Source organism: Pseudomonas alloputida (genome assembly GCF_021283545.2).
Lineage (GTDB): Bacteria > Pseudomonadota > Gammaproteobacteria > Pseudomonadales > Pseudomonadaceae > Aquipseudomonas > Aquipseudomonas alloputida.
This window is the reverse complement of sequence record NZ_CP128540.1, coordinates 4338653-4361282: the sequence shown is the minus strand read 5'-3', so window position 1 is coordinate 4361282 and position 22630 is coordinate 4338653. Positions and strand designations below refer to the sequence as shown.

Genomic DNA, 22630 nt, shown 5'->3' with positions numbered 1-22630 from the left:
CGGTGAACGGCGGGTGGAGATTGGTCGGCAGGGCCGGCCCTTTCGCGGGTAAACCCGCTCCTACGCTCTATCCCCCTTTGGCCTACCGCCCGCGCTTCCCGGGCAATGGCGCGAACAGGGCCTCGATTTCTTCATCGCCAAGCCGCCATTGCCCAGCCTGCCCGCCGTCCAGCAGGCTGGCGGCCAATGCTGCCTTTTCCTGCTGCAACAACTGGATCTTCTCTTCCACCGTACCCCGGGTAATCAGCTTGAACACGAACACCGGTTTGTCCTGGCCGATGCGGTAGGCACGGTCGGTAGCCTGGTTTTCGCTCGCCGGGTTCCACCAGGGGTCGAAGTGGATCACGGTGTCCGCCGCCGTCAGGTTCAAGCCTACGCCCCCAGCCTTGAGGCTGATCAGGAACACTTCGCTTTCACCTTGCTGGAACTGCTGCACTGGCGTGCGACGGTCGCGAGTGTCGCCGGTCAGCAGGCTGTAGCGGATCTTGCGCTTCTCGAGCTCCTGCTCGATCAGCGCCAGCATCGAGGTGAACTGTGAGAACAACAACACCCGACGCCCTTCGCTGAGCAGTTCTTCGAGCATTTCCAGCAGCGCGCCCAGCTTGCCCTTGTCGGCCTGGTTGCCTTTGCTTTCTACCCCCTTGACCAGGCGAAGGTCACAGCACACCTGGCGCAGCTTGAGCAACGCATCGAGGATCACGATCTGGCTGCGTGCGGCGCCATTGCGGGCGATTTCGTCGCGGACTTTCTGGTCCATGGCCACTCGCACGGCTTCATACGTATCGCGCTGGGCATCACTGAGCTCGACCCAGTGCACCATTTCGGTCTTGGCCGGCAGCTCTGTGGCCACCTGCTCCTTGGTGCGTCGCAGCAGGAACGGCCGGATGCGGCTGGCCAGGTGGGCCATGCGCTCGCTGTCACCGTGGCGTTCGATCGGGTTGCGGTAATCCTGGTTGAAGCGCTTCAGGTCGCCCAGCCAGCCGGGCATCAGGAAGTGAAAGATCGACCACAGTTCGCCCAGGTTGTTTTCCATCGGCGTGCCGGTCAGGCACAAACGCTGCCCGGCCTGTAGCTCGCAGACGGCGAGGGCAGCCTTGCTGCTGCTGCTCTTGATGTTTTGCGCCTCGTCCAGTATCAGCACGTGCCAGGCCTGGGGGCGCAACTGTTCGAGGTCGCGTGGCATCAGGGCGTAAGTGGTCAGGACCAGATCGTACTCATGGAGTTTGGTGAAGTGCTTGCTGCGCCCCGGCCCATGCAGTGCCAGGACGCGCAGGTCGGGGGCGAAGCGCTGGGCTTCGTCCAGCCAGTTGGGAATGAGGCTGGTCGGCATGACTGCCAGGGCCGGTGCACTCAGGCGCCCGGACTGTTTCTCCAGCAGCAGATGGGCCAAGGCCTGCAGGGTCTTGCCCAGGCCCATGTCGTCGCCGAGGATACCGCCGGTACCCATCTCGCGCAGGGCCTGCAGCCAGTTCAAGCCTTGCTGCTGATAAGGGCGCAAGCTGGCCTGCAGCCCGGTGGGCGGTTCTACCTGCAGGTCCCGGGCATCGCGCAGGCGGCGGCCCAGATCGCGTACGTGCTCGCCACCTTCCCAGTGCAGTGGCAGGCCTTCTATTTCGTTCAGGCGCGCGGCGTCGGCACGCTCCATGCGCAGGGACGGGCCTGCAGTGTCTTCGTGCAAGTAGAGCTCGCCCAGGGTGCCCATGACTGCCTTGATGCGGCCGTAGGGCAGGGCGACGCGCAAAGCCGGGGCATCGAGACGGCCGCGGTTGAGGTCGATCAACAGGGGTTCATCGTCACTGCGCCGGGCCAGTTCGCTGGGGCGTAGCAGCTCCGGGCTGCTGCGCAGCAGGTGCAACACGATCGGCAGCAGGCTGTGGCGCTGGCCATCGACCACGATGCCTAATTCCAGGTCGAACCATTCATGGCCGGGCGCTTCGTCGATGGTTGCATACCAGTCGTCCACCTCCTGCAGGTTGAAGGCGAAATCGCGGTGAATGTCGATGTCCCAACCGGCTTCGCGCAGGCGCGGCAGGCCCTCGCGGGCAAAGCGCAGCCAGGCTTCGTCGTCAGGCAACTGGTACATTTCGCCGGCGCTGTCGGGTAGGGCCTTGCTCTGCCGTGTAGCGGGTTTGAAGCCGAAATCGCGCAGCATCTGGCGCAGCGTCTGCTCGGCTTGAGGCTGGCGGCGAATGCGCTGGCTGGTGCTGCCTGCCAGGCGGGTCAGCGGCTTTTCGTCGGTGCCGCTGGCCTGCAAGCCGTCATAATCGAACGCCAATGCGGCGCGGTGTTGCATCTGCCGTTGCATGCGACCGGTTTTCGGCATGTAGGCGGTGTATTCAAGGCTGCCGAGAGCAAGAAGGGGCTTTGGCTGGATGTTATCGAGCAACTGCTCCTGCACTTGCGTCGGGGTCGGCACCTTATGGCTGAGGGCATTGAGCTTGTGGCTCAGGGGTACGACCAGGTGTTCCGGCACGTCGGGTGCAATAGTCAGCTGTACGGCGACGTGGGGATCCAGGCTGTGCTCGACCTTGCCCACTTCACGGGTCGGCAGGTCCAGGTAGTAAAGCGGCAGCAGCGGGATGACGCAGCGCAGCATCGCTTCGCCGCTGTACCACCGCCCCCGGTAATTTCCGTTGTCCAGGCGTACCCAGCGAAACTCGGCGTGGCGCACCGGGCCTTCATGAAGCAGGGGGAGGTCGGTGTCGAAGAACATCCGCCCGGTTTCGAGGGCGCGCTGGAACAGCTCGCCACCTTCATGGCCCTTCAGTCGGTAGCCGCGATCCTGGCCGCCGCCCTGATTCAAGGCCGAGAGCAGGCGCAGAATGCGGATGTCTTCGTCTGTTACGAAGCGCGGTGGCTCGTAGAGGAAATCGTAAAGGGACTGGACGCGGCTGAAGCGGATACCGTCCTCCGTCCGCGTGCCCTTGCGCACAAGCAGGGCGCAGCCAGCATCGTCGGTAAGCTGCAGCTGATAGCACACCATGCGCCCGCGTTTGTCTTCGGTGGCGTCGGCTTTGGGCGGGGCTTGCTCCAGGCCGCTCAACCAGTGCTGCAATTCGGCAGACAAGGCGCCTGGGTTGGCTTGCGTTGCCTCCCTACGGGAAAAGCGGTCGCTCACGCAGAAAAGGACAGCGGCGCAATGCTTGCAATTGTGCCGAACCGGGCAATCGCAGTCACCGCGCACATGGCAGTGGCCGCCCGCTACGTGCAACTCGATGCGTTGCCGGTAGTGGTTGTTGCCGCTCCCTTGGCAACTGGCCGTTATGGTTGGCCCATGAATGCCTTCCAGTTCGGCCCTGCCTTCCTCGGCATAGCGCTCACCGCGCTGCAGGGCAGCTTTGCTGAACGATTGAATCCAGTTCGGATAGGCGTTCACCATTTCGGCGGCATCGTCCTTCATGGGCTTACTGCTCCATCATCTCCGGGTCCATCACCGGCATTTTCGGCGTGCCTGGTGGGGTCACCTTCAGCAGCACCGCCAGGTGCCCGCCGTCGAGAAAGGTCAGCTGGCCGCCCTTGACGTTGCTGTTGCTCTGCCTGAACTGCTCGCTTTGCAGCACGCTGCCGTTGCCATCCAGCTGGTTGACCCAGAAGTTGGCCTCGACGGTGATGAAGCGGCCTTCAGCGATGCTCAGGTTGCCTTCGATCGGGAAGTGCCCGAACTGTTCGGTGCCTTCGCCCAGGGCGATGCGGCTGGGTTCGCTGCCCACCTGCTGTTGCCAGGCCTTGTGCATCAGCACCGTGTAGTCGGCGGTTGCTTCCAGGCGGGTGGCTTCATCTTCCAGTGCTGGGGGGCGCTCGGCATCTTTCGCCAGGCGTGGGGCGCCAGCGCTCCAGTCTTCGGGGGCGAACGGGCTGGTGAAGGCGGGCACGCTGTTCTGCCGCACCAGAATCATTTCTACCTGATACAGGCCTTCGGCGAAGGCAGCTGGGGCGAACAGCGCCAGCAGCAGGGTCAGGCAACGGATGGCACGCATGAGTCTTCCTTAGGCAGGCTGTGGGGTCAGGCGCTCGAACAGCGCCTCCAGGGTATTGAAACGTTCGTCGGGGCGTTCCATCGGTACCAGGAAGCGGAACTGGGTGGCCCCTTCGAACTTGTAACGTTTGGGCTGACCCTGGATCAGCTTGATCAGGGTCAGTGGGTCGACCGGTGTTTCGGCTTCGAACTCGAGCTTGCCACCGTTGGGCCCCGCATCGACTTTCTTGATGCCGAGCTTTTCCGCGTGCAGCTTGAGTGACGTCAGGCGCATCAGGTTCTTGGTCGGCTCTGGCAACAAGCCGAAGCGGTCGATCATCTCGACCTGCAAGTCCTTGAGACCCTCTTCGTCGGCAGCCGAGGCAATGCGTTTGTACAGGATCAGGCGCGCATGCACGTCAGGCAGGTAGTCCTCTGGGATCAGTGCCGGCAGGCGCAGGTTGATCTCCGGGCCGCCACCCAGGGGTTGCTCAAGGTTCGGCTGGGTACCTTTTCGGATTGCCTTGACCGCACGTTCGAGCATTTCCATGTACAGGGTGAAGCCCACTGCCTGGATCTGCCCGCTCTGGCCTTCGCCCAGCAGCTCGCCGGCACCGCGGATTTCCAGGTCGTTGGTGGCCAGCACAAAGCCTGCGCCAAGGTCTTGCGTGTTGGCGATCGCCTCCAGGCGCTTTTCGGCGTCGGCGCTCACCTTCTGACGGGTAGGTGTGAGCAGGTAGGCGTAGGCCTGGTGGTGACTACGGCCAACCCGGCCACGCAGCTGGTGCAGCTGGGCCAGGCCGAACTTGTCGGCGCGCTCGATGACGATGGTGTTGGCGCTGGGCACGTCGATACCGGTTTCGATAATGGTCGAGGCCACCAGCACGTTGAAACGCTTGTGGTAGAAATCGCTCATCACCTGTTCCAGCTCGCGTTCGCGCATTTGCCCGTGGCCGATGCCGATGCGTGCCTCGGGCACCAGCTCGGCAAGGTCGGCGGCGCATTTTTCGATGGTTTTCACATCGTTGTGCAGGTAGTACACCTGGCCACCGCGCAACAGTTCGCGCAGCAGCGCCTCCTTGACCGTGCTCTTGTTCTGTTCCATGACGAAGGTGCGCACAGACAGGCGGCGTGCTGGCGGCGTGGCGATGATCGACAGGTCGCGCATGCCCGCCACCGCCATGTTCAGCGTGCGCGGAATCGGCGTGGCGGTCAGGGTGAGGATATCGACCTCGCTGCGCAGCGCCTTCAGCTGTTCTTTCTGGCGCACGCCAAAGCGGTGCTCTTCATCGATGATGGCCAGGCCCAGGTCCTTGAAGCGTACGTCGTCCTGCAGCAGCTTGTGGGTGCCGATGAGGATGTCGATCTTGCCTTCGGCAAGGTCCGCGGCGGCGGCGGCCACTTCTTTGGCCGACTTGAAGCGGCTCATCACTTCCACGGTCACGGGCCAGTCGGCAAAGCGGTCGCGGAAGCTGTTGTAATGCTGCTGGGCAAGCAGGGTGGTGGGCACCAGCACGGCCACCTGGCGGCCACTGTGCACGGCGATGAACGCCGCGCGCATGGCCACTTCGGTCTTGCCGAAGCCCACGTCGCCACAGACCAGGCGGTCCATTGGCTTGGGTGCCAGCATGTCGGCGCGCACGGCCTCGATGGCGGCCTGCTGGTCCGGGGTCTCCTCGAACGGGAAGCCGGCGCTGAAGGTGGCGTAGTCAGCCGACGGGTCGGCAAACGCGTAGCCCTTGCGCGCGGCGCGGCGAGCATAGATGTCGAGCAGTTCGGCGGCCACGTCGCGGACCTGTTCGGCGGCCTTGCGCTTGGCTTTCTGCCAGGCCTCCGAACCCAGCCGGTGCAGCGGTGCCAGGGCGTCGTCGCTGCCGGTGTAGCGGGCGATCAGGTGCAGGTTGGCCACCGGCACATACAGCTTGGCGTTCTCGGCGTATTCCAGCGTCAGGAATTCGGCGGCCTGGCCGTCGATTTCCAGCGTGGCCAGGCCCAGGTAGCGGCCGACGCCATGGTCGATGTGCACCACCGGCGCACCTTCGCGCAGCTCGGTGAGGTTCTTGATGACCGCGTCGTTGGCGGTTTCGCCGCGCTTGTCACGGCGCCGGCGCTGCATCACCCGCTGGCCGAACAGTGGGCTTTCGGCAATCAGCGCCAGCCCTGGATCGTCCAGCAGCAGGCCGTCGTCCAGTGGGGCGATGGTGATCGCCAGGCGCTCGGCACCGGTAATGAAGTCGTCCCAGCCTTCGACGGTATGCGGGCGCAGCTTCAGCCGTTCGAGCAGCTCCAGCAGCACTTCCCGGCGGCCCGCTGATTCGGCAGTGAAGAGCACGCGGCCGGGGAACTGGTCGAGGAAGTTGGCCAGCTCGGCCAGCGGCTGGTTGGCCTTGGCCTCGATGGCCAGGTTGGGCAGGGCGCGCGCCGGGAAGCGCTCGCGGCCCACGCCAGGCTCCAGCTCTTCGCTGCTGACCACCACCCGGGGCCACTGCTTGAGCCGGGCGAAGCAATCTTCCACCGGCAGGAACAGCTCGGCCGGCGGCAACAGCGGCCGGCTGAGGTCGCCGCGGCGGTCTTCATAACGCCCGCGCACGTCGTTCCAGAAGTGCTCGGCGGCCTGTTCCACACCGGGTAGCGAGAACACCTGGGTGTCGGTCGGCAGGTAGTCGAACAGGGTCGAGGTTTCTTCGAAGAACAGTGGCAGGTAGTACTCGATACCGGCGGGGATGATGCCGCTGGCCAGGTCCTGGAAGATTGCACTGCGGCGGAAGTCGACGTCGAAGCGCTCGCGAAAGCGTGCCTTGAAGCGGGTCACTTCTTCCTTCTGCATCGGGAATTCGCGTGCTGGCAGCAGGCGCACCGAATCCACCTTGTCGATCGAGCGCTGGGTCTCGGGGTCGAAGGTGCGCAGCGTCTCGATCTCGTTATCGAACAGGTCGATGCGGTAGGGCAGTTTGCTGCCCATCGGGAACAGGTCGATCAGCGCGCCGCGCACGGCGAACTCGCCATGCTCGTAGACGGTGTCGACACAACGATAACCGCTGGCCTCCAGGCGCAGGCGCATCTGTTCCACGTCGATGGTCTGGCCCACATCCAGCACCAGGCTGCTGCCCAGCAGAAAACGCGTGGGTGCCAGGCGGTGCAGGGCGGTGGTGATCGGCACCACGAGGATGCCGTGGCTCAGCTCCGGCAGACGGTACAGGCTGGCGATGCGCTGGGAGATGATGTCCTGGTGCGGCGAGAACAGGTCGTAGGGCAGGGTTTCCCAATCGGGGAACGGCAGCACGGGCAGGTCTGGGGCAAAGAAGCGCAGCTCCTGCTCCAGACGGTCGGCGGCCTGGCTGTCGGCCGTCAGCAGCAGGGTGAAGCGGCCAGCGCTGCTGGCGGCTTCGGCGATGGCAAGGCTGAGGGCGGCACCGGGCAGGTTGCCCCAGGTTTGTTTGCCGGCCGTGGCCGACATTTGCGGTAGGCGCAGAACTGACACGGGAGATTGCACTCCAAGCGTTGCGGCAAAGAGACCGATTGTACCGGTGACAGTGCCGGCTGTCAGGCTCGAAAGGGCATGAACACTGGCTTGCGTCACTGCGACAGGCACTCATTGCCGGTTCCGCGTTGGGGCGTCATAATGTAGCCCCTTTTTTCTGTCCCTACATGTGGAAGGTTCCCGTGACTCAGAAGCCCGACCAGTGTCTTGGTGAGTGGATTGATCGTGAAGCCCTGGCTGAAGCGATGATCCCGCTTATCGGTCAGCTCTACCGCAATAACAATGTGGTGAGCTCGATTTATGGCCGCAGCCTGATCAACCGTTCGGTTATCTCGATTCTCAAGGCGCACCGCTTTGCGCGCCACCGCCAAACCGACGAAACCGAACTGTCCGTCCACGAGACATTCCCCCTGCTCAAGGCCATGAGCGAGCTGAAACTGGGCGCCGCATCGGTCGACCTGGGCAAGCTGGCCAACAAGTTCAAGCAGGAAGGCAATGGCCGCACTGCCGAGCAGTTCGTCCGTGAAGAGCTGGCCGACGTGGTCGGTCAGCAGAACGCTTCGGCGCGCAAAGGCACCGACGTTGTCCTGTACGGCTTCGGTCGCATCGGCCGCCTGCTGGCGCGCATCCTGATCGAGAAGACCGGTGGTGGTGACGGCCTGCGTCTGCGTGCCATCGTCGTGCGCAAAGGCGCCGAAAACGACCTGGTCAAGCGTGCCAGCCTGCTGCGCCGTGACTCGGTGCATGGTCCGTTCGATGGCACCATCACCATCGACGAAGCCAACAACACCATCACTGCCAACGGCAACCTGATCCAGGTTATCTACGCCAAGAGCCCTAGCGAAGTCGACTACACCCAGTACGGCATCGACAATGCGCTCATCGTCGACAACACCGGCGTATGGCGTGACGCCGACGGCCTGGGCCAGCACCTGGCCTGCCCGGGTGCTGCCCGCGTGATCCTCACCGCACCTGGCAAGGGCGCGCTGAAGAACATCGTGCACGGTATCAACCACGGTGATATCACTGCCGATGACAAGATCATCTCGGCGGCCTCCTGCACCACCAACGCCATCGTGCCGGTGCTCAAGGCCATCAACGACCAGTACGGCATCGTCAACGGCCACGTCGAAACCGTTCACTCGTTCACCAACGACCAGAACCTGATCGACAACTTCCACAAGGGCAGCCGCCGTGGCCGTGCCGCGCCACTGAACATGGTAATCACCGAAACCGGCGCCGCCACCGCTGCTGCCAAGGCACTGCCAGTGCTGAAGGGCAAGCTGACCGGCAACGCCATTCGTGTCCCGACGCCGAACGTTTCGATGGCCATCCTGAACCTGAACCTGGAAAAGGCCACCACCCGCGACGAGATCAACGAGTACCTGCGCCAGACCGCCATGCACTCGGAGCTGCACAAGCAGATCGACTACGTGGCTTCCCAGGAAGTGGTTTCGACCGACTTCGTCGGCTCGCGCCACGCCGGTGTGGTTGACGCAGAGGCGACCATCGCCAACGACAACCGCGTTGTTCTGTACGTCTGGTACGACAACGAATTCGGTTATAGCTGCCAGGTGGTTCGTGTGATGGAAGACATGGCTGGTGTGAACCCGCCAGCGTTTCCACGCTGATTCGCTTGTAAGGCAATGAAAAAACGGGAACCTTCGGGTTCCCGTTTTTTTTTATTCTGAATGTGTGTTGTCAGTGCCGGCCCTTTCGCGGGTAAACCCGCTCCTACAGGATTATCGCTGCCCCTGTAGGAGCGGGTTTACCCGCGAAGAGGCCAGCACCGGCAACCGAGAAACCCTACTGTGCGCACAGCCCTACTGTTCATTCTGCTGCTACTCACCGCCTGCAACCAAGGCCCCACCCTGGAGCGCCTGGGTGGTCCGACCATGGGCAGCAGCTACAGCATCCAGTACGTCCGCGAGCCTGGTGGCCCGCTGCCGGCCCAGGTGCAGATGGCGGTGGAAACCATCCTGCACGACATCGACCACCACTACTCGACCTACCGCGGCGATTCCATCGTAAGCCAGTTCAACCGCTTGCCTGCGGGCCAGTGCCTGGCTCTGCCGCCTGACATGCTCGCGTTGGTCAGCCTGGGTCAGCACCTTGCCGAGCAGAGCGATGGCGCTTTCGATCTCACCGTAGAGCCATTGCTCGACTTGTGGGGCTTCGGCCCTCAGGCCCGTCACGAGCAAGTGCCCGAACCACAGGCACTGGCCCAGGTGCGCCAGCGTGTGGGTTACCAGCACTTGCGCGTCAAAGGTCGAGCCCTGTGCAAGGATGCCCCGGTGCAGCTCGACTTCAACAGCATCGTCGCCGGTCATGCTGTCGACTTGATCGCTGCGCGCCTGCAGGCCATGGGTGTCAGCAGTTTTGTCGCCGAGGCCACTGGCGAGCTGAAGGCGGTTGGTCGCAAGCCTGACGGCAGCCCTTGGCGTATTGCCCTGGAACTGCCCCGCGAAGACCGTCAGATCGCCCGCCAGATCATCCCGGTCAATAGCCTTTCAGTATCAACCTCGGGTGACTATCGGCACTATTTCGAGCAGAATGGCCGGCGCTATTCGCACACCTTCGATGCCCGCCTCGGGCGCCCGGTCGAACATGACCTGGCTGCCGTTACGGTGCTGGACGCCTCAGCACTGCTGGCCGATGGCTATTCGACGCTGCTGCTCATCCTGGGCCCACAGCGAGGCTGGGATTTTGCCGTGGCGCATGATCTGGCTGCGGTTTTGGTGACTCGAGCAGAGGGAGGCTTCGTCTCCCGAGCTACGCCCGCGTTCGAACGGGCAGTGAAAGGCCAGTGAAAGCACAAGCAGGGATGATTGCCGCCAGGGAATGGGTGAAGCATATGTAGTGCGGGCAAAATTGGCCTACGACGCGACCAAGGGTTAATGTGCGCGGCGTTCAGGGTTGATTAGACTGCACCCGAATTTTCTCATGGCGCCCCGGCGGCATGATCGTGCCCCGCGAGCGACCGTGGCTTGCGGGCCAGTTCTGAAGGAGTACGCATGGCTGTCTACAACTACGACGTAGTGGTGCTGGGTTCCGGCCCGGCCGGTGAAGGCGCGGCAATGAACGCCGCCAAAGCAGGGCGCAAGGTAGCGATGGTCGATGACCGTCGCCAGGTCGGTGGCAACTGCACCCACTTGGGTACCATTCCGTCCAAGGCACTGCGTCACTCGGTGCGGCAGATCATGCAGTTCAATACCAACCCGATGTTTCGTGCCATCGGCGAGCCGCGCTGGTTCTCGTTCCCGGACGTGCTGAAAAGCGCCGAGAAGGTCATCGCCAAGCAGGTCGCATCGCGCACCGGCTACTATGCCCGTAACCGCGTCGACGTGTTCGTCGGCACCGGCAGCTTTGCCGACGAGCAAACCGTGGAAGTGGTGTGCCCGAATGGCGTGGTCGAGAAGCTCAACGCCAAGCACATCATCATCGCGACCGGCTCGCGCCCCTACCGCCCGGCCGACATCGACTTCCACCACCCGCGCGTATACGACAGCGACACCATCCTCAGCCTCAGCCATACCCCGCGCAAGCTGATCGTGTACGGTGCCGGCGTGATCGGTTGCGAATACGCTTCGATCTTCAGTGGCCTGGGCGTATTGGTCGAGCTGGTCGACAACCGTGGCCAGCTGCTGAGCTTCCTCGATTCGGAAATTTCCCAGGCGCTGAGCTACCACTTCAGCAACAACAACATCACCGTGCGCCACAACGAAGAGTACGAGCGCGTCGAAGGCCTGGACAACGGGGTGATCCTGCACCTCAAGTCGGGCAAGAAGATCAAGGCCGACGCCTTGCTGTGGTGCAACGGCCGTACCGGCAACACTGACAAGCTGGGCCTGGAAAACATCGGCATCAAGGTGAACAGCCGTGGCCAGATCGAGGTCGACGAGGCCTACCGTACCACCGTGCCGAACATCTACGGTGCCGGCGACGTGATCGGCTGGCCAAGCCTGGCCAGTGCTGCCCATGACCAGGGCCGGTCGGCCGCTGGCAGCATTGTCGATAACGGCAGCTGGCGCTTCGTCAACGACGTGCCGACGGGTATCTACACCATTCCCGAGATCAGCTCGATCGGCAAGAACGAGCAGGAGCTGACCCAGGCCAAGGTGCCGTACGAAGTGGGCAAGGCCTTCTTCAAGAGCATGGCGCGTGCGCAGATCGCCGGCGAGCCGCAGGGCATGCTGAAGATCCTGTTCCACCGCGAAACCCTGGAAATCCTCGGCGTGCATTGCTTCGGCTACCAGGCTTCGGAAATCGTCCACATTGGCCAGGCGATCATGAACCAGCCAGGTGAGCAGAACAACCTGAAGTACTTCGTCAACACCACGTTCAACTACCCGACCATGGCCGAAGCCTATCGGGTAGCTGCCTATGACGGCCTGAACCGGCTTTTTTGAGCGGCTCCGACCGGTGGCCTGAGCCGGTCGGAGAGACCGATTTCAACCCTACCCGAGGGTGGTCTTGGCCAAACCGGGAAAGTCTGTAATCAGGCTGTCCACACCAAAGTCAGCCAGCCGGCGCATCAGTGCCGGCTCGTTGACCGTCCACACCGACACATGCAAACCCTGGCCCTGTGCTTTGAGCAGGCGCTCGGGGGTGCACAGCGTCCAGTTCAATGCCAGCAGTTCGCAGCCATAGTTTTGTGCCACCTTCAGCGGGTCGAGCCAGGCGTATTCGGCCACCAGCCCGCGCTTCACGTCTGGCACCAGTTCCAGGGCGGCGCCCAGTACTTCGCGTGAACTGGAGGTGATGGTCACCTTGTCCAGCAGGCCATATTGCTGAGCCAGTTCACGGATCGCCAGGACGGTGGTGGCCGCGCGGGTGCGAGAGGCGCTTTTCACCTCCAGTTGCCAGTGTTCGAACGGGCATTTTTCGAACAGCTCTTCCAGTTTCGGGATCGGGCAGGGCTGCACGTGGCCCGGGCCGCCTTTGCGGGCATCGATCTTGACCAGTTCGGCGGCCGGGTGCTCGACCACTTTGCCGCGCCGGCCCGTGGTGCGCTTGAGGGTGGGGTCGTGGATGACCATCAGTTCGTTGTCGGATGACAAGTGCAGGTCCAGCTCGCAGCGGGTCACGCCATGGGACAGGCATTGCTGAAAGCTCTTCAGGGTGTTCTCGGGTGCTTCGCCCTTGGCGCCGCGATGGCCGTAGATCAGGGTCACGTTCGTTCCTTCAAATCAGGGAAAAATTGGCTCAGGAGGCGGGGTCGTTCAGTTCCAGCTGCTGGCGCCGTTGTTGTTGCTGGCGCTGCAGGATGTATCGGGCCAGCAGTTGTCGTTGGGCGTCGGTCATGTCGATGAACTCGGTACCGACCTCGAAGCCGCCCTCCGGGCGAGGGTCGCAATGGGTGACCTTGCCGCGCAGCAGCAGGCCGTGGGCGCGCGGCATCAGCACCATTTTCACTTTCACCCGGGTACCGGGGGCAATCTGTGTGGCGTGGACGGATTCGATGCCGCCTTCGGAAATGACCACCGGCAGCGGCTCGCCGACTTCGCCAAGCAGGGTTTGCCCAACCACCGCGCTGAGCAAGTCGAGGCGCTTGTTCTGTGCCCGCAGGAAGGCGGCGAGGGTGCGGTCCTTGTCGCTTAACTGGCGCAACAGGTGTTGCGACTCGAAGTCGGCCAGGTGCAGCTCGCTGAGCAGGTTGAACAGCGGCGAATCATCTTGCAACACATCTGGTTCAAGGGCTTCGGCCGCGCTAAGGGGGCTTATTTGAAGTGCGATCCGATCTTCGATGCGGTAGTATTCGCGGCGATCTTCTTCGTCTAATGTCGTCATGGCGAACCCAAGGTAGCGGCGGTGGTCCGAGTGTAAAGCCGCCGTAGGCGCCTCGCCACAAGGACGTTCCCTTTCATCCGAACAAGCCCCGACATGTTCAGACCTCTTTTCGCATTCATCGGCACGCGTTATACCCGTGCCAAACGTCGCAATCACTTCGTCTCGTTCATTTCCCTGACCTCGATGATCGGCCTCGCCCTGGGCGTGGTGGTAATGATCGTGGTGCTGTCGGTGATGAACGGTTTCGACCATGAGATGCGCACCCGCGTGTTGGGGATGATTCCCCATGCCACGCTGGAGAGCGGCCAGCCCATTGCCGACTGGCAGGCCCTTGCCCAACAAGTAAAGCAGAATCCGCAGGTGGTAGCGGTTGCGCCGTTCACCCAGATGCAGGGCCTGCTGACCCATGATGGCAAGGTGCAGAAGGTGCTGCTCAATGGCATCGACCCCGCTCGCGAGCGCGAGGTGTCGATCATCGACAACTTCGTCCTGCAAGGCCGCCTGGACCAGTTGGCGCCGGGCGAGTGGGGCATCATGATCGGCGACAAGGCGGCGGCCAAGCTCGGCGTTGCCATCGGCGACAAGCTCACCTTCGTCGCCCCCGAGGTCAGCGTGACCCCCGCCGGCATGTTCCCGCGCATGAAGCGCTTCACCGTGGTTGGCACCTTCCACGTTGGCGCGGGGGAGATCGACGGCTACCTGGGCCTGACCAACATCAGCGACCTGTCCCGCCTGCACCGCTGGAAGCCCGACCAGGTCCAGGGCCTGCGCCTGAAGTTCGACGACCTGTTCCAGGCGCCGCGCGTAGCCTGGAGCATCGCCCAGCAGCTGGGCGACCAGGAATTCTATAGCCGTGACTGGACCCGTACCCACGGCAACCTGTACCAGGCGATCCGTATGGAAAAGGCCATGATCGGCCTGCTGTTGCTGCTGATCGTGGCGGTGGCGGCGTTCAACATCATTTCCACCCTGGTGATGGTGGTCAACGACAAGCGCGGCGACATCGCCATCCTGCGCACCCTGGGCGCCACGCCCGGGCAGATCATGCTCATCTTCATGGTCCAGGGCACGGTGATCGGGGTGATCGGTACGCTGATCGGCGCCGTGGTCGGGATCTTCGCGGCACTGAACGTGAGCGCGGCGATCGCCGGCATCGAGACACTGATCGGCCACAAGTTCCTCAACGCCGACGTGTACTTCATCGATTACCTGCCGTCGCAGATCCTGGCCCAGGACGTGTACATGGTCTGTGGAGCGGCACTGGTCCTGAGTTTCTTCGCCACCCTGTATCCGGCCTGGCGTGCGGCCCGCACCCAGCCTGCAGAGGCGCTACGTTATGAGTGAGTCGCGCATGAGTGATAAAGCCGTTCTGAGTTGCCGCAACCTGGGCAAGTCCTACGACGAGGGCCCGGAGTCGGTGCAGGTGCTGTCCGGGCTCAACCTGGAACTGCGGGCCGGTGAGCGGGTGGCCATCGTTGGCAGTTCCGGCTCGGGCAAGAGTACCTTGCTCAACCTGCTGGGCGGCCTCGACCGGCCGACCCAGGGCAGCGTGTGGCTGGCTGGCGAAGAGCTGTCGGCACTGGGCGAGCGTGCCCGTGGCCTGCTACGCAACCGTGAGTTGGGCTTTGTCTACCAGTTCCACCACCTGCTGCCGGAATTCACCGCCATCGAGAACGTGTGCATGCCGCTGCTGATCGGCCGAACGCCCATCCCCGAGGCCCGGGAGCGTGCCGAGGCGCTGCTCAAGCGGGTAGGCCTGGGCCACCGCTTGAACCACAAGCCGGCCGAGCTTTCCGGCGGCGAACGCCAGCGCGTGGCGATTGCCCGGGCGCTGGTCAACCGCCCCGGCCTGGTGATGCTCGACGAGCCAACCGGTAACCTCGACCACCATACCGCCCAAGGCATCCAGGAGCTGATGCAGGAGCTGTCCAGCGCTTCGCGCACGGCATTCCTGGTGGTCACCCACGACCTCAACCTGGCGCGGCAGATGGACCGTGTGCTGAAGCTCGACGATGGCCACCTGGTGGCCATCTGATCGACTGCCGGGGTGGCAGGTGCTGCCCCGTTTTCCTGTTTCCATTGGGTGATTTCGTACATGTTCAGACCCTTGCCCATCTTTATCGGCGCGCGCTACACCCGAGCCAAGCGTCGCAACCACTTCATCTCGTTCATTTCGATGACTTCGATGATCGGCCTGTCGCTGGGCGTGCTGGCAATGATCGTGGTGCTGTCGGTAATGAACGGCTTCCAGCGCGAAATGAGCTCGCGCATTCTCGGCCTGGTGCCGCATGCCGCCATCCTGGGCGTGCAGCCGGTGGACGACTGGCACAAGGTGGCCGACGCAGCCATGAAGAATCCGGCGGTGATGGCGGTGGCGCCGATTACCGAGATGGAAGGCATGCTGTCGTACAAGGGCGCCATGCAGCCGATCCAGGTGGGTGGTATCGACCCGGCCGAGGAGGGCAAGGTTTCCATCGTTGGCCAGCACATCGTCCAGGGCCGCCTGCAGGGCTTGCAGCCCGGTGAATTCGGCGTGGTCATCGGCGAGCTGACCGCACGCCGCTTCCGCCTGAATACCGGCGACAAGCTGACCTTGATCGTGCCGGAAATCAGCAAGGAACCGGGTGGTATCACCCCGCGCATGCAGCGCCTCACCGTGGTCGGCATCTTCAAGGTTGGCGCCGAGCTGGATGGGTCGCAGGCTTATATCCATGTTGCTGATGCAGCCGAGATGCAGCGCTGGGCGCCAGGCCAGGTGCAAGGTGTGCGCCTGAAGCTGCACGACCTGTATGCCGCTCCGCAGGTGTCCAAGGCGATTGCTGCCGGGCTTGGGGACGCCTACCGGGCCGATGACTGGTCGCATACCCAGGGCAGCCTGTTCAGCGCCATGAAGATGGAAAAGACCATGATCGGCCTGTTGCTGATGATGATCATCGCGGTAGCGGCGTTCAATATCATCGCCACCCTGGTGATGGTGGTGAACGACAAGGGGCCGGACATTGCCATCCTGCGTACCTTGGGCGCCACGCCGGCGCAGATCATGGGTACGTTCATGGTCCAGGGCAGCCTGATCGGCATTGTCGGCACGCTGATTGGTGGTGTACTGGGCGTGATTGCGGCGTTCAATGTCAGCCAGATCGTCGGCTGGCTGGAGCGGGTGAGCGGGCAACACATCTTTACGTCGGATGTGTACTTCGTCAGCAGCTTGCCGTCGCAGTTGCAGTGGGGGGATGTGGCGATCATCTGCACCGCCGGCCTGGTGATGAGTTTCCTGGCGACCATTTACCCGGCCTACCGGGCGTCGCAGGTGCAGCCGGCGATTGGCCTGGCGGTTTGATGTCTGCCTGAGATCCTGGGGGCGTAAAGCGCCCCAGGATTACCGGTCTTGAGTGAACTCGATCACGAATCGGGTCCACCCACCCTCGCACTCCGCCCGTATGCATCCGCCATGGGCCTGCACGATCGACCGGGTAATCGCCAGGCCCAGCCCCGCATGCTCGCTGCTGCCTTCCCGTCGAGCCGGGTCCACCCGGTAGAAGCGGTCGAAAAGCCGCGGTAGTGCGGCCGGGTCGATAGCCAGCCCGGTATTGGCCACGTTGATCGTCGGCCCCGGCCCCAGGGTTACCTTGATCTGTCCTCCTGCCGGGGTAAAACGCATGGCGTTGTCCAGCAGGTTGGACAGCGCCCGGCGCAGCATATGCTGGTCGCCGTGCAGCACCGCTTCACCCTCGCGCAGCATCTGCACGTCGCTGTCTTCTGCCAGAGGCGCGTAGTACTCCAGCAGCGCATCCACCTCGTCATGCAGCGCCAAAGGCGCGTCCCCCGGTACCAGCAGGCCGTGGTCGGCCTTGGCCAGAAACAGCATGTCGTTGATCATCTGCGCCATCCATTGCAGTTCTTCCAGGTTGCCATGCAGTGCCTCTCGGTATTCTTCGAGGCTGCGTGGGCGGGTGAGGGTGACCTGGGTGTGCGTCAGCAGGTTGGACAGCGGCGTACGTAACTCGTGGGCGATATCGGCCGAAAACGCTGACAGGCGCTGGAAGGCATCGTCCAGGCGCTGCAGCATCGCGTTCATGCTGCTGGCCAGCTCGGCCAACTCTTCGGGCATCTGCGCCACCGGCAGACGGGTGGTGAGGGAGCGCGCTGACACGCTGGCGGCCACCTGGCCCATCTGCCGCAATGGGCGCAGGCCGCTGCGGGCGGCCCAGGCACCCAATAGTGCGGTGATTAGCGCCGACAGGCCGACCGTCAGCCAGATCAGTCGTTGCATGCCCTGCAGGAAGTGCTGGTGGTGGGTGATGTCGAGGTACAGGGTCAGTCGCGGCGACTGCATGGCGCCCTGTGTCAGGGGCACGGACAGGCTGCGGTAGTCGATGCCTGGCGCATGCAGGGTGGCCAGCCCGGTGGCCTGCGCTGCATGAGGCAGCCCGCTGCGGCTTTCGAACCAGGTGGCGCCATTGCTGGCGCTGATGCGCAGGGCCAGGTCGGCCTGGTGACTCAGTTCATCGCGCAGGGCCGGCAGGCGGGCCTGGAGCTCATCAGCCGTGCTGACGCCAGCCAGTTGCGTCCGAAACAATGACAGGCGCGAGTCCAGCAGTTGTTGGTCGAGTTCGACGAAGTGCTGCTCGCTGGCCCGGCTGAACAGCAGACCGGCGCCCAGCGAGACGGTGGCGGTGCAGGCGGCGAACAGCAGGGCCAGGCGGCTGCCGAGGGAAACCCGGCGCATCACTCGGTGCGCTCTTCGAGTACGTAACCCATGCCGCGGACGGTGTGGATCAGCTTGTTGGGGTGCGGGTCGTCGATTTTCAGGCGCAGGCGGCGGATGGCCACTTCGATCACATTGGTGTCGCTGTCGAAGTTCATGTCCCACACCTGCGAGGCGATCAGCGATTTTGGCAGCACCTCACCCTGGCGGCGCAGCAGCAGCTCAAGGAGTGAGAACTCCTTGGCGGTCAGGTCGATGCGCAGCCCGGCACGCTCGGCGCGGCGGCGGATCAGGTCCAGGCGCAGGTCAGCCAGGCTCAGGATCGTGTCCTGGCTCGGGCTGGTGCCACGGCGCAGCAGGCTGCGTACCCGGGCCAGCAGCTCGGAAAAGGCGAACGGCTTGACCAGGTAGTCGTCGGCGCCCAGTTCCAGGCCATGCACGCGATCCTCGACGGCGTCGCGGGCGGTCAGGAACAGCACTGGCGTATCCAGGCCAGCCTGGCGCACGGCCTGAAGGATCTGCCAGCCGTCGCGGCCGGGCAGCATCACGTCGAGGATCAGCAGGTCGTGGTCGCCGGTCAGGGCGAGGAACTGGCCGGTCTCGCCATCGGTGGCCAATTCGGTGGCAAACCCGGCCTCGCTCAGGCCTTGGCTCAGGTACTGGCCGGTGCGGGCCTGGTCTTCGACGATCAGCAGTTTCATGCGCTGTCCATATTCTGAAAGATTGTGCGTAGCCTATGGCGCCGCCTTACCGCTAGCACAGGGGCAATGGGATGGCTGAAATGATACGTGACGATGTGCCCGCTCGCCCAAGCTGACAAAGTTGTAATGTGCCTGTCAGGTAGCTGCCAGTCGCCCCCGGCTAATGTGGCCTCATCCTGCTGTGTATTCCCGGAGTCATCATGAAACACCTGTTCATTACCGCCACCCTTGCCCTGGGCAGCCTGCCGGCTTTCGCTGGCCAGGCGCAGAGCTTCGCCTTTGGCGAGCCTGCCCCGGCGGCCAAGGCCACCCGTACGGTCAACGTGGTGCTCAAGGACATCGCCTTCGAGCCAAAAAGCCTGCAGGTAAAAGCCGGCGAGACGGTGCGCTTCTTGCTGGTCAACGAGGACAAGCTGCCGCACGAATTCAACCTGGGCGACAAGGCCATGCATGCCGAACACCAGAAGGAAATGGTCGCCATGCAAGGCAAGATGTTCACCGAGGCGATGAACCACGAAGGTATGGATCACGGCAAGATGATGAACCACGGCCAAATGATGGACCATGGTGACGGCCATGGTCACGGGGGTGGCAACACTGTGATGGTCATGCCCGGCCAGCGCGCCGAACTGACCTGGACCTTCCGCCAATCGGCGCCCATCGAGTTTGCATGCAACGTGCCGGGGCATTACCAGGCGGGTATGGTCGGGGCATTGACCATTGAGTGACTGGCTCTGCAAGGCGGGGTGCAAAACCGGTAGACTAGGGGCATTTTCGAACCTCTAGGTCAGTTTCCATGCATCCCGCTGCCGAACATTCCCCGCTGGGCAAGTCCAGCGAATACATCGCCACCTACTCCCCGGAGCAGCTGTTTCCGATCCCGCGCACTGCCAAGTGGGCCGAGCTGGGCGTCACTGCACAGACCTTGCCCTGGCAGGGGGTGGATTACTGGAACTGCTTCGAGCTGAGCTGGCTGCTGCCTTCGGGCAAGCCGGTGGTAGCGATCGGCGAGTTCGCCATCCCGGCTGATTCGCCAAACATCATCGAGTCCAAGTCATTCAAGCTGTACCTCAACTCGCTGAACCAGACGGTGTTCACCTCGCTGGGCGCGTTGCAGGTATGCCTGGAAAAAGACCTGTCCGCCGCTGCCGGCAAGCCGGTGGGGGTGAAGGTGCGCACTTTGGCCGAGGTTGAAGCCCAGGGTGTGGTGGCTTTACCGGGGCAGTGCATCGATGCACTGGACGTGGCCATCAGCAACTACGAGCAGCCGCAACCAGAGCTGTTGCGCTGCAACCCGGAGCGGGTGGTGGAAGAAACCCTGCACAGCCATCTGCTGAAGTCCAACTGCCCGGTCACCGGCCAGCCGGATTGGGGCAGCGTGGTGGTCCAGTACAAGGGCAGGGCGCTGGACCATGCCAGCCTGCTGACCTATCTGATCAGCTTCCGCCAGCATGCCGACTTCCATGAGCAGTGTGTGGAGCGGATTTACCTGGACTTGAAGAATCTGCTGCAGCCGGAGCACCTGACGGTCTATGCGCGCTATGTGCGCCGCGGTGGGCTGGACATCAACCCGTATCGCAGCACCGGGCCGATCAGCCCGGATAACAAACGGCTGGTCCGGCAGTAATACAGGGGGCCGCTTTGCGGCCCCCGCTATTTCAGATCCCCATGCTGTGCAGCGAGTTGGCAATGCTGCGCAGGGTGGCAGTGAGGTCGGGGTGGTCGGCCTCGAAGCGCTCGATTGCCAGGTTCACGCCGTCCACCAGGTTGTTGTCTGGCGTGGCTTCCTCAAGTTTCAGTTGCGCCTCGATCTGGCGCGCCTCTTCGTGCAGGGCGGCCAGCTCTTCTTCCGAAAGCGGTACGTTGCGGTCCAGTTGCTCGCGCAAGCTGTTCAGGCGCTCTTGCAATTCGCGGGCAGGCATTGGCTATTCTCCATCAATGGCTTGGCAAGCCATGGACCTCTGCGACGTGGCAAAGGTTCTGGCCTGTCTTCAGGGTAATCTACCTGCTGGCGATTTGCATGATCCGCGTCAAGACGGCTGTATCAGGGTTTTTCACCCTTGCGCCGGCGCTGGGCGATGTCCACCAGGCAGGTGTCCAGCGCTTCCAGATGGTCGATCACCGAGTGCACGCCCAGGCTGAACAGCGCCAGCGTCGCCTTGCTGCGCGCCAGATCCTGCTCTTGCGGGCTCATGGCTTGCCATTGCGCAGAAGTGCGGTCGCATAACGGGCTGCAGGCGGCCAGGCCTACCGTCCACAAGCCGGCGTTAAGGCCAGACTGCAGCAGGCGCGGGTCGCCGCTGACCAATACGCAGCCATCCAGGCGCTCGCTGTCCAGCGCCATCAGTGCCTGCCAGCAAGCGTTCGGCGCCGGCCAGCGCACGCCATTGACCGCATGCCCTGGCAGCCAGTCGGGCAGCACATGGGCCAGGCGTTCGCTTTGCGCGGTATTGAGGTCATCCAACCAAATGCACGGCACTTGGCGCTGACGCAGGCTGGCAAGGGTGCCCAGGGCGCCGGGGGCGGGTGATGGTGCGCCATGGGTAGCCTGCACCAGGCAGCCGCGCAAACCGAACAGTACAGCAGTGAAGGCGGGCGCAGTGTCCATGGCAACTTCCCCCAAATGGTTCGAAGGCTATGCGTTGATTGTTACCGTCCTGTGACATCGCCCGCTGCGCAACAGTTGTTCACAAAATATTGAGCAAAAATGTGTAAGGCTGTTTATCAGCCCGCAAGTCTCTATACTGCCGCCTTGATAGCAGCGCGATGTGTTGCGCTTGCGGCCAAGAAATTCGATGGAGAAACATCTATGCGTAGGATCGGTGCCAGTGTGATCGAACGAGTCACCCAGGCCTGTGTCTGCGCCAGCTTGCTGCTGGCGCCCGCGGCAGCCACCCAGGCCGCCACCGAGGAAGATCCCTGGGAAGCGGTCAACCGCCCGATCTTCCGCTTCAACGACACCCTCGACACCTATGCCCTCAAACCATTGGCCAAGGGCTACCAGGCGGTCACTCCACAGTTCCTCGAAGATGGCATCCACAACATCTTTCGCAACCTGGGGGACGTGACCAACCTGGCCAACAACGTGTTGCAGCTCAAGCCGCATGCGGCGGGCGTGGATACGGCGCGGTTGATCGTCAACACCACCTTCGGCCTGGGTGGCTTCTTCGATGTGGGTACCAAGATGGGCCTGCAGCGCAACGACGAGGACTTTGGCCAGACCTTGGGCTACTGGGGTGTGCCGAGCGGGCCGTATGTGGTCATCCCGCTGCTGGGCCCAAGCACTGTGCGTGATGGTGTGGCCAAGTACCCGGACACCTACACCAAACCCTATCGCTACATCGACCACGTGCCTACGCGCAATTCGATCTTCGCGCTGGACCTGATCGACACCCGCGCCAGCCTGCTCTCGGCCGAAAAGCTGATTCAGGGTGACAAGTACATCTTCATTCGCAATGCCTACCTGCAAAACCGCGAGTTCAAGGTGAAGGATGGCGAGGTCGAAGACGACTTCTGATCTGTGAACCTGGGGCCGCAAAGCGGCCTCGGGTTCAATGCATGGCCAGAATCCGCAGCCCGAACTTCTGCTGCCCGCCCGGCTGGTCGGCAATCCATACCACTTCGGTGCTGGCATGCAGCCCCTTCAGCGCCGGATGGACGGAGTCGATCCGTACCTCGATCTGATCACCCACCAGAAAGCGCTGTGGCGCCTGCACTTGCATGCCACCGCTGGACAGGTCCAGGCACACCGCCGCAATCACCTGGCCTTCGTGCAAAAGGCTGACCTCGGTGTCGATGCGCATGCGAATGAAGTCGCGTTTCTCGCTATGGCTGGAGGGCGTGTGGGGCATGCTGCATCCTTCCCGTCGGGTTGCGCTGGTCGACTTTCTTATAACTCCCGGTGATTTGCCCTGTAAAGAGCGGCGAGGTCGACCCCAGCATGCTTGAAACCCCTGCCGGATGGGAGTACCGTCTGCGCCTTACAAGGTACCTCTGAC

The 22630-nt window shown here is 63.1% G+C and carries 19 protein-coding genes; 9 read left to right on the top strand and 10 right to left on the bottom strand.

What is annotated here, in order from left to right:
* Positions 1 to 82: 82 nt before the first annotated feature.
* The 3 genes from LU682_RS20220 to mfd are packed head-to-tail and all read right to left on the bottom strand — an operon-like array spanning position 83 to position 7436.
* Positions 83 to 3400 carry a DEAD/DEAH box helicase gene (locus LU682_RS20220; protein ID WP_061405610.1) on the bottom strand — a complete coding sequence of 1106 codons (3318 nt, stop codon included), beginning with the start codon at positions 3398 to 3400 and terminating at the stop codon, positions 83 to 85.
* A gap of 4 nt (positions 3401 to 3404) precedes the next feature.
* Positions 3405 to 3977: a peptidoglycan binding protein CsiV gene (locus LU682_RS20215; RefSeq protein WP_010953135.1), complete on the bottom strand. Its 573-nt coding sequence runs from the start codon at positions 3975 to 3977 to the stop codon at positions 3405 to 3407.
* A gap of 9 nt (positions 3978 to 3986) precedes the next feature.
* Complete coding sequence (mfd, locus tag LU682_RS20210; protein ID WP_010953136.1) at positions 3987 to 7436, bottom strand: transcription-repair coupling factor; 3450 nt, start codon at positions 7434 to 7436, stop codon at positions 3987 to 3989.
* A 167-nt stretch (positions 7437 to 7603) separates the two neighbouring features.
* On the opposite strand from mfd, the gene LU682_RS20205 reads away from it, so the two are divergent.
* The 3 genes from LU682_RS20205 to sthA all read left to right on the top strand — a co-directional run bounded on the left by LU682_RS20205 (position 7604) and on the right by sthA (position 11845).
* On the top strand, positions 7604 to 9067 hold the full coding sequence (locus tag LU682_RS20205) for a glyceraldehyde-3-phosphate dehydrogenase (protein WP_010953137.1): 1464 nt from the start codon (positions 7604 to 7606) through the stop codon (positions 9065 to 9067).
* A gap of 180 nt (positions 9068 to 9247) precedes the next feature.
* A complete protein-coding gene (locus LU682_RS20200; protein WP_010953138.1) occupies positions 9248 to 10246 on the top strand; it encodes an FAD:protein FMN transferase in 999 nt (332 codons plus the stop codon).
* Positions 10247 to 10450: 204 nt separating this feature from the next.
* A complete protein-coding gene (gene sthA / locus LU682_RS20195; protein WP_010953139.1) occupies positions 10451 to 11845 on the top strand; it encodes a Si-specific NAD(P)(+) transhydrogenase in 1395 nt (464 codons plus the stop codon).
* A 48-nt stretch (positions 11846 to 11893) separates the two neighbouring features.
* Here sthA and LU682_RS20190 read toward each other — a convergent pair whose 3' ends face one another.
* Entirely contained in the window at positions 11894 to 12610 is a 717-nt protein-coding gene (locus LU682_RS20190; RefSeq protein WP_003248799.1) for a glycerophosphodiester phosphodiesterase, read from the bottom strand.
* A gap of 31 nt (positions 12611 to 12641) precedes the next feature.
* Positions 12642 to 13226 (bottom strand): PilZ domain-containing protein, encoded by a 585-nt coding sequence (locus LU682_RS20185; RefSeq protein ID WP_010953140.1) that lies wholly within the window; start codon positions 13224 to 13226, stop codon positions 12642 to 12644.
* A 93-nt stretch (positions 13227 to 13319) separates the two neighbouring features.
* Here LU682_RS20185 and LU682_RS20180 point away from each other — a divergent pair, with 93 nt between their 5' ends.
* Genes LU682_RS20180 through LU682_RS20170 form a run of 3 tightly spaced genes read left to right on the top strand, consistent with a single transcriptional unit; the run spans position 13320 to position 16563 of the window.
* Entirely contained in the window at positions 13320 to 14570 is a 1251-nt protein-coding gene (locus LU682_RS20180; RefSeq protein ID WP_010953141.1) for a lipoprotein-releasing ABC transporter permease subunit, read from the top strand.
* A 7-nt stretch (positions 14571 to 14577) separates the two neighbouring features.
* Positions 14578 to 15261, top strand: coding sequence for a lipoprotein-releasing ABC transporter ATP-binding protein LolD (lolD, locus tag LU682_RS20175; protein WP_172830932.1), 684 nt, complete (start codon positions 14578 to 14580; stop codon positions 15259 to 15261).
* A 60-nt stretch (positions 15262 to 15321) separates the two neighbouring features.
* Entirely contained in the window at positions 15322 to 16563 is a 1242-nt protein-coding gene (locus LU682_RS20170) for a lipoprotein-releasing ABC transporter permease subunit (RefSeq protein ID WP_010953143.1), read from the top strand.
* Positions 16564 to 16602: 39 nt separating this feature from the next.
* Here LU682_RS20170 and cinS read toward each other — a convergent pair whose 3' ends face one another.
* Both cinS and cinR read right to left on the bottom strand, forming a co-directional pair.
* Entirely contained in the window at positions 16603 to 17955 is a 1353-nt protein-coding gene (gene cinS, locus LU682_RS20165) for a two-component system sensor histidine kinase CinS (protein ID WP_010953144.1), read from the bottom strand.
* Complete coding sequence (cinR, locus tag LU682_RS20160) at positions 17952 to 18632, bottom strand: two-component system response regulator CinR (RefSeq protein ID WP_010953145.1); 681 nt, start codon at positions 18630 to 18632, stop codon at positions 17952 to 17954. Before cinR ends, cinS begins: the two co-directional genes overlap by 4 nt.
* Positions 18633 to 18832: 200 nt before the next feature.
* Between cinR and LU682_RS20155 the strand changes: the two genes are divergently transcribed.
* Together LU682_RS20155 and queF are read left to right on the top strand one after the other, a co-directional pair.
* A complete protein-coding gene (locus LU682_RS20155; RefSeq protein WP_232914909.1) occupies positions 18833 to 19360 on the top strand; it encodes a cupredoxin domain-containing protein in 528 nt (175 codons plus the stop codon).
* Between the two features lie 68 nt (positions 19361 to 19428).
* Positions 19429 to 20259, top strand: coding sequence for an NADPH-dependent 7-cyano-7-deazaguanine reductase QueF (queF, locus tag LU682_RS20150; RefSeq protein ID WP_010953147.1), 831 nt, complete (start codon positions 19429 to 19431; stop codon positions 20257 to 20259).
* A gap of 31 nt (positions 20260 to 20290) precedes the next feature.
* Here queF and LU682_RS20145 read toward each other — a convergent pair whose 3' ends face one another.
* Both LU682_RS20145 and pcrP read right to left on the bottom strand, forming a co-directional pair.
* Complete coding sequence (locus tag LU682_RS20145) at positions 20291 to 20554, bottom strand: DUF4404 family protein (protein ID WP_003248815.1); 264 nt, start codon at positions 20552 to 20554, stop codon at positions 20291 to 20293.
* A gap of 122 nt (positions 20555 to 20676) precedes the next feature.
* Positions 20677 to 21240, bottom strand: a complete 564-nt coding sequence (gene pcrP / locus LU682_RS20140; protein ID WP_010953148.1) for an HAD superfamily inactivated hydrolase PcrP — start codon at positions 21238 to 21240, stop codon at positions 20677 to 20679.
* A gap of 201 nt (positions 21241 to 21441) precedes the next feature.
* Here pcrP and LU682_RS20135 point away from each other — a divergent pair, with 201 nt between their 5' ends.
* Positions 21442 to 22149 carry an MlaA family lipoprotein gene (locus tag LU682_RS20135; protein ID WP_010953149.1) on the top strand — a complete coding sequence of 236 codons (708 nt, stop codon included), beginning with the start codon at positions 21442 to 21444 and terminating at the stop codon, positions 22147 to 22149.
* A gap of 34 nt (positions 22150 to 22183) precedes the next feature.
* Here LU682_RS20135 and LU682_RS20130 read toward each other — a convergent pair whose 3' ends face one another.
* Complete coding sequence (locus LU682_RS20130) at positions 22184 to 22483, bottom strand: PilZ domain-containing protein (protein ID WP_010953150.1); 300 nt, start codon at positions 22481 to 22483, stop codon at positions 22184 to 22186.
* Positions 22484 to 22630: the final 147 nt, after the last annotated feature.

Bases quoted from the DNA above. Each gene is read 5' to 3' on its own strand.
- LU682_RS20220 (WP_061405610.1), bottom strand. From the start codon at position 3,400: ATGAAGGACGATGCCGCCGAAATGGTGAACGCCTATCCGAACTGGATT.
- LU682_RS20215 (WP_010953135.1), bottom strand. From the start codon at position 3,977: ATGCGTGCCATCCGTTGCCTGACCCTGCTGCTGGCGCTGTTCGCCCCA.
- LU682_RS20205 (WP_010953137.1), top strand. From the start codon at position 7,604: ATGTGGAAGGTTCCCGTGACTCAGAAGCCCGACCAGTGTCTTGGTGAG.
- sthA (WP_010953139.1), top strand. From the start codon at position 10,451: ATGGCTGTCTACAACTACGACGTAGTGGTGCTGGGTTCCGGCCCGGCC.
- LU682_RS20185 (WP_010953140.1), bottom strand. From the start codon at position 13,226: ATGACGACATTAGACGAAGAAGATCGCCGCGAATACTACCGCATCGAA.
- LU682_RS20180 (WP_010953141.1), top strand. From the start codon at position 13,320: ATGTTCAGACCTCTTTTCGCATTCATCGGCACGCGTTATACCCGTGCC.
- lolD (WP_172830932.1), top strand. From the start codon at position 14,578: ATGAGTGATAAAGCCGTTCTGAGTTGCCGCAACCTGGGCAAGTCCTAC.
- LU682_RS20170 (WP_010953143.1), top strand. From the start codon at position 15,322: ATGTTCAGACCCTTGCCCATCTTTATCGGCGCGCGCTACACCCGAGCC.
- cinR (WP_010953145.1), bottom strand. From the start codon at position 18,632: ATGAAACTGCTGATCGTCGAAGACCAGGCCCGCACCGGCCAGTACCTG.
- LU682_RS20155 (WP_232914909.1), top strand. From the start codon at position 18,833: ATGAAACACCTGTTCATTACCGCCACCCTTGCCCTGGGCAGCCTGCCG.
- queF (WP_010953147.1), top strand. From the start codon at position 19,429: ATGCATCCCGCTGCCGAACATTCCCCGCTGGGCAAGTCCAGCGAATAC.
- LU682_RS20145 (WP_003248815.1), bottom strand. From the start codon at position 20,554: ATGCCTGCCCGCGAATTGCAAGAGCGCCTGAACAGCTTGCGCGAGCAA.
- pcrP (WP_010953148.1), bottom strand. From the start codon at position 21,240: ATGGACACTGCGCCCGCCTTCACTGCTGTACTGTTCGGTTTGCGCGGC.
- LU682_RS20135 (WP_010953149.1), top strand. From the start codon at position 21,442: ATGCGTAGGATCGGTGCCAGTGTGATCGAACGAGTCACCCAGGCCTGT.
- LU682_RS20130 (WP_010953150.1), bottom strand. From the start codon at position 22,483: ATGCCCCACACGCCCTCCAGCCATAGCGAGAAACGCGACTTCATTCGC.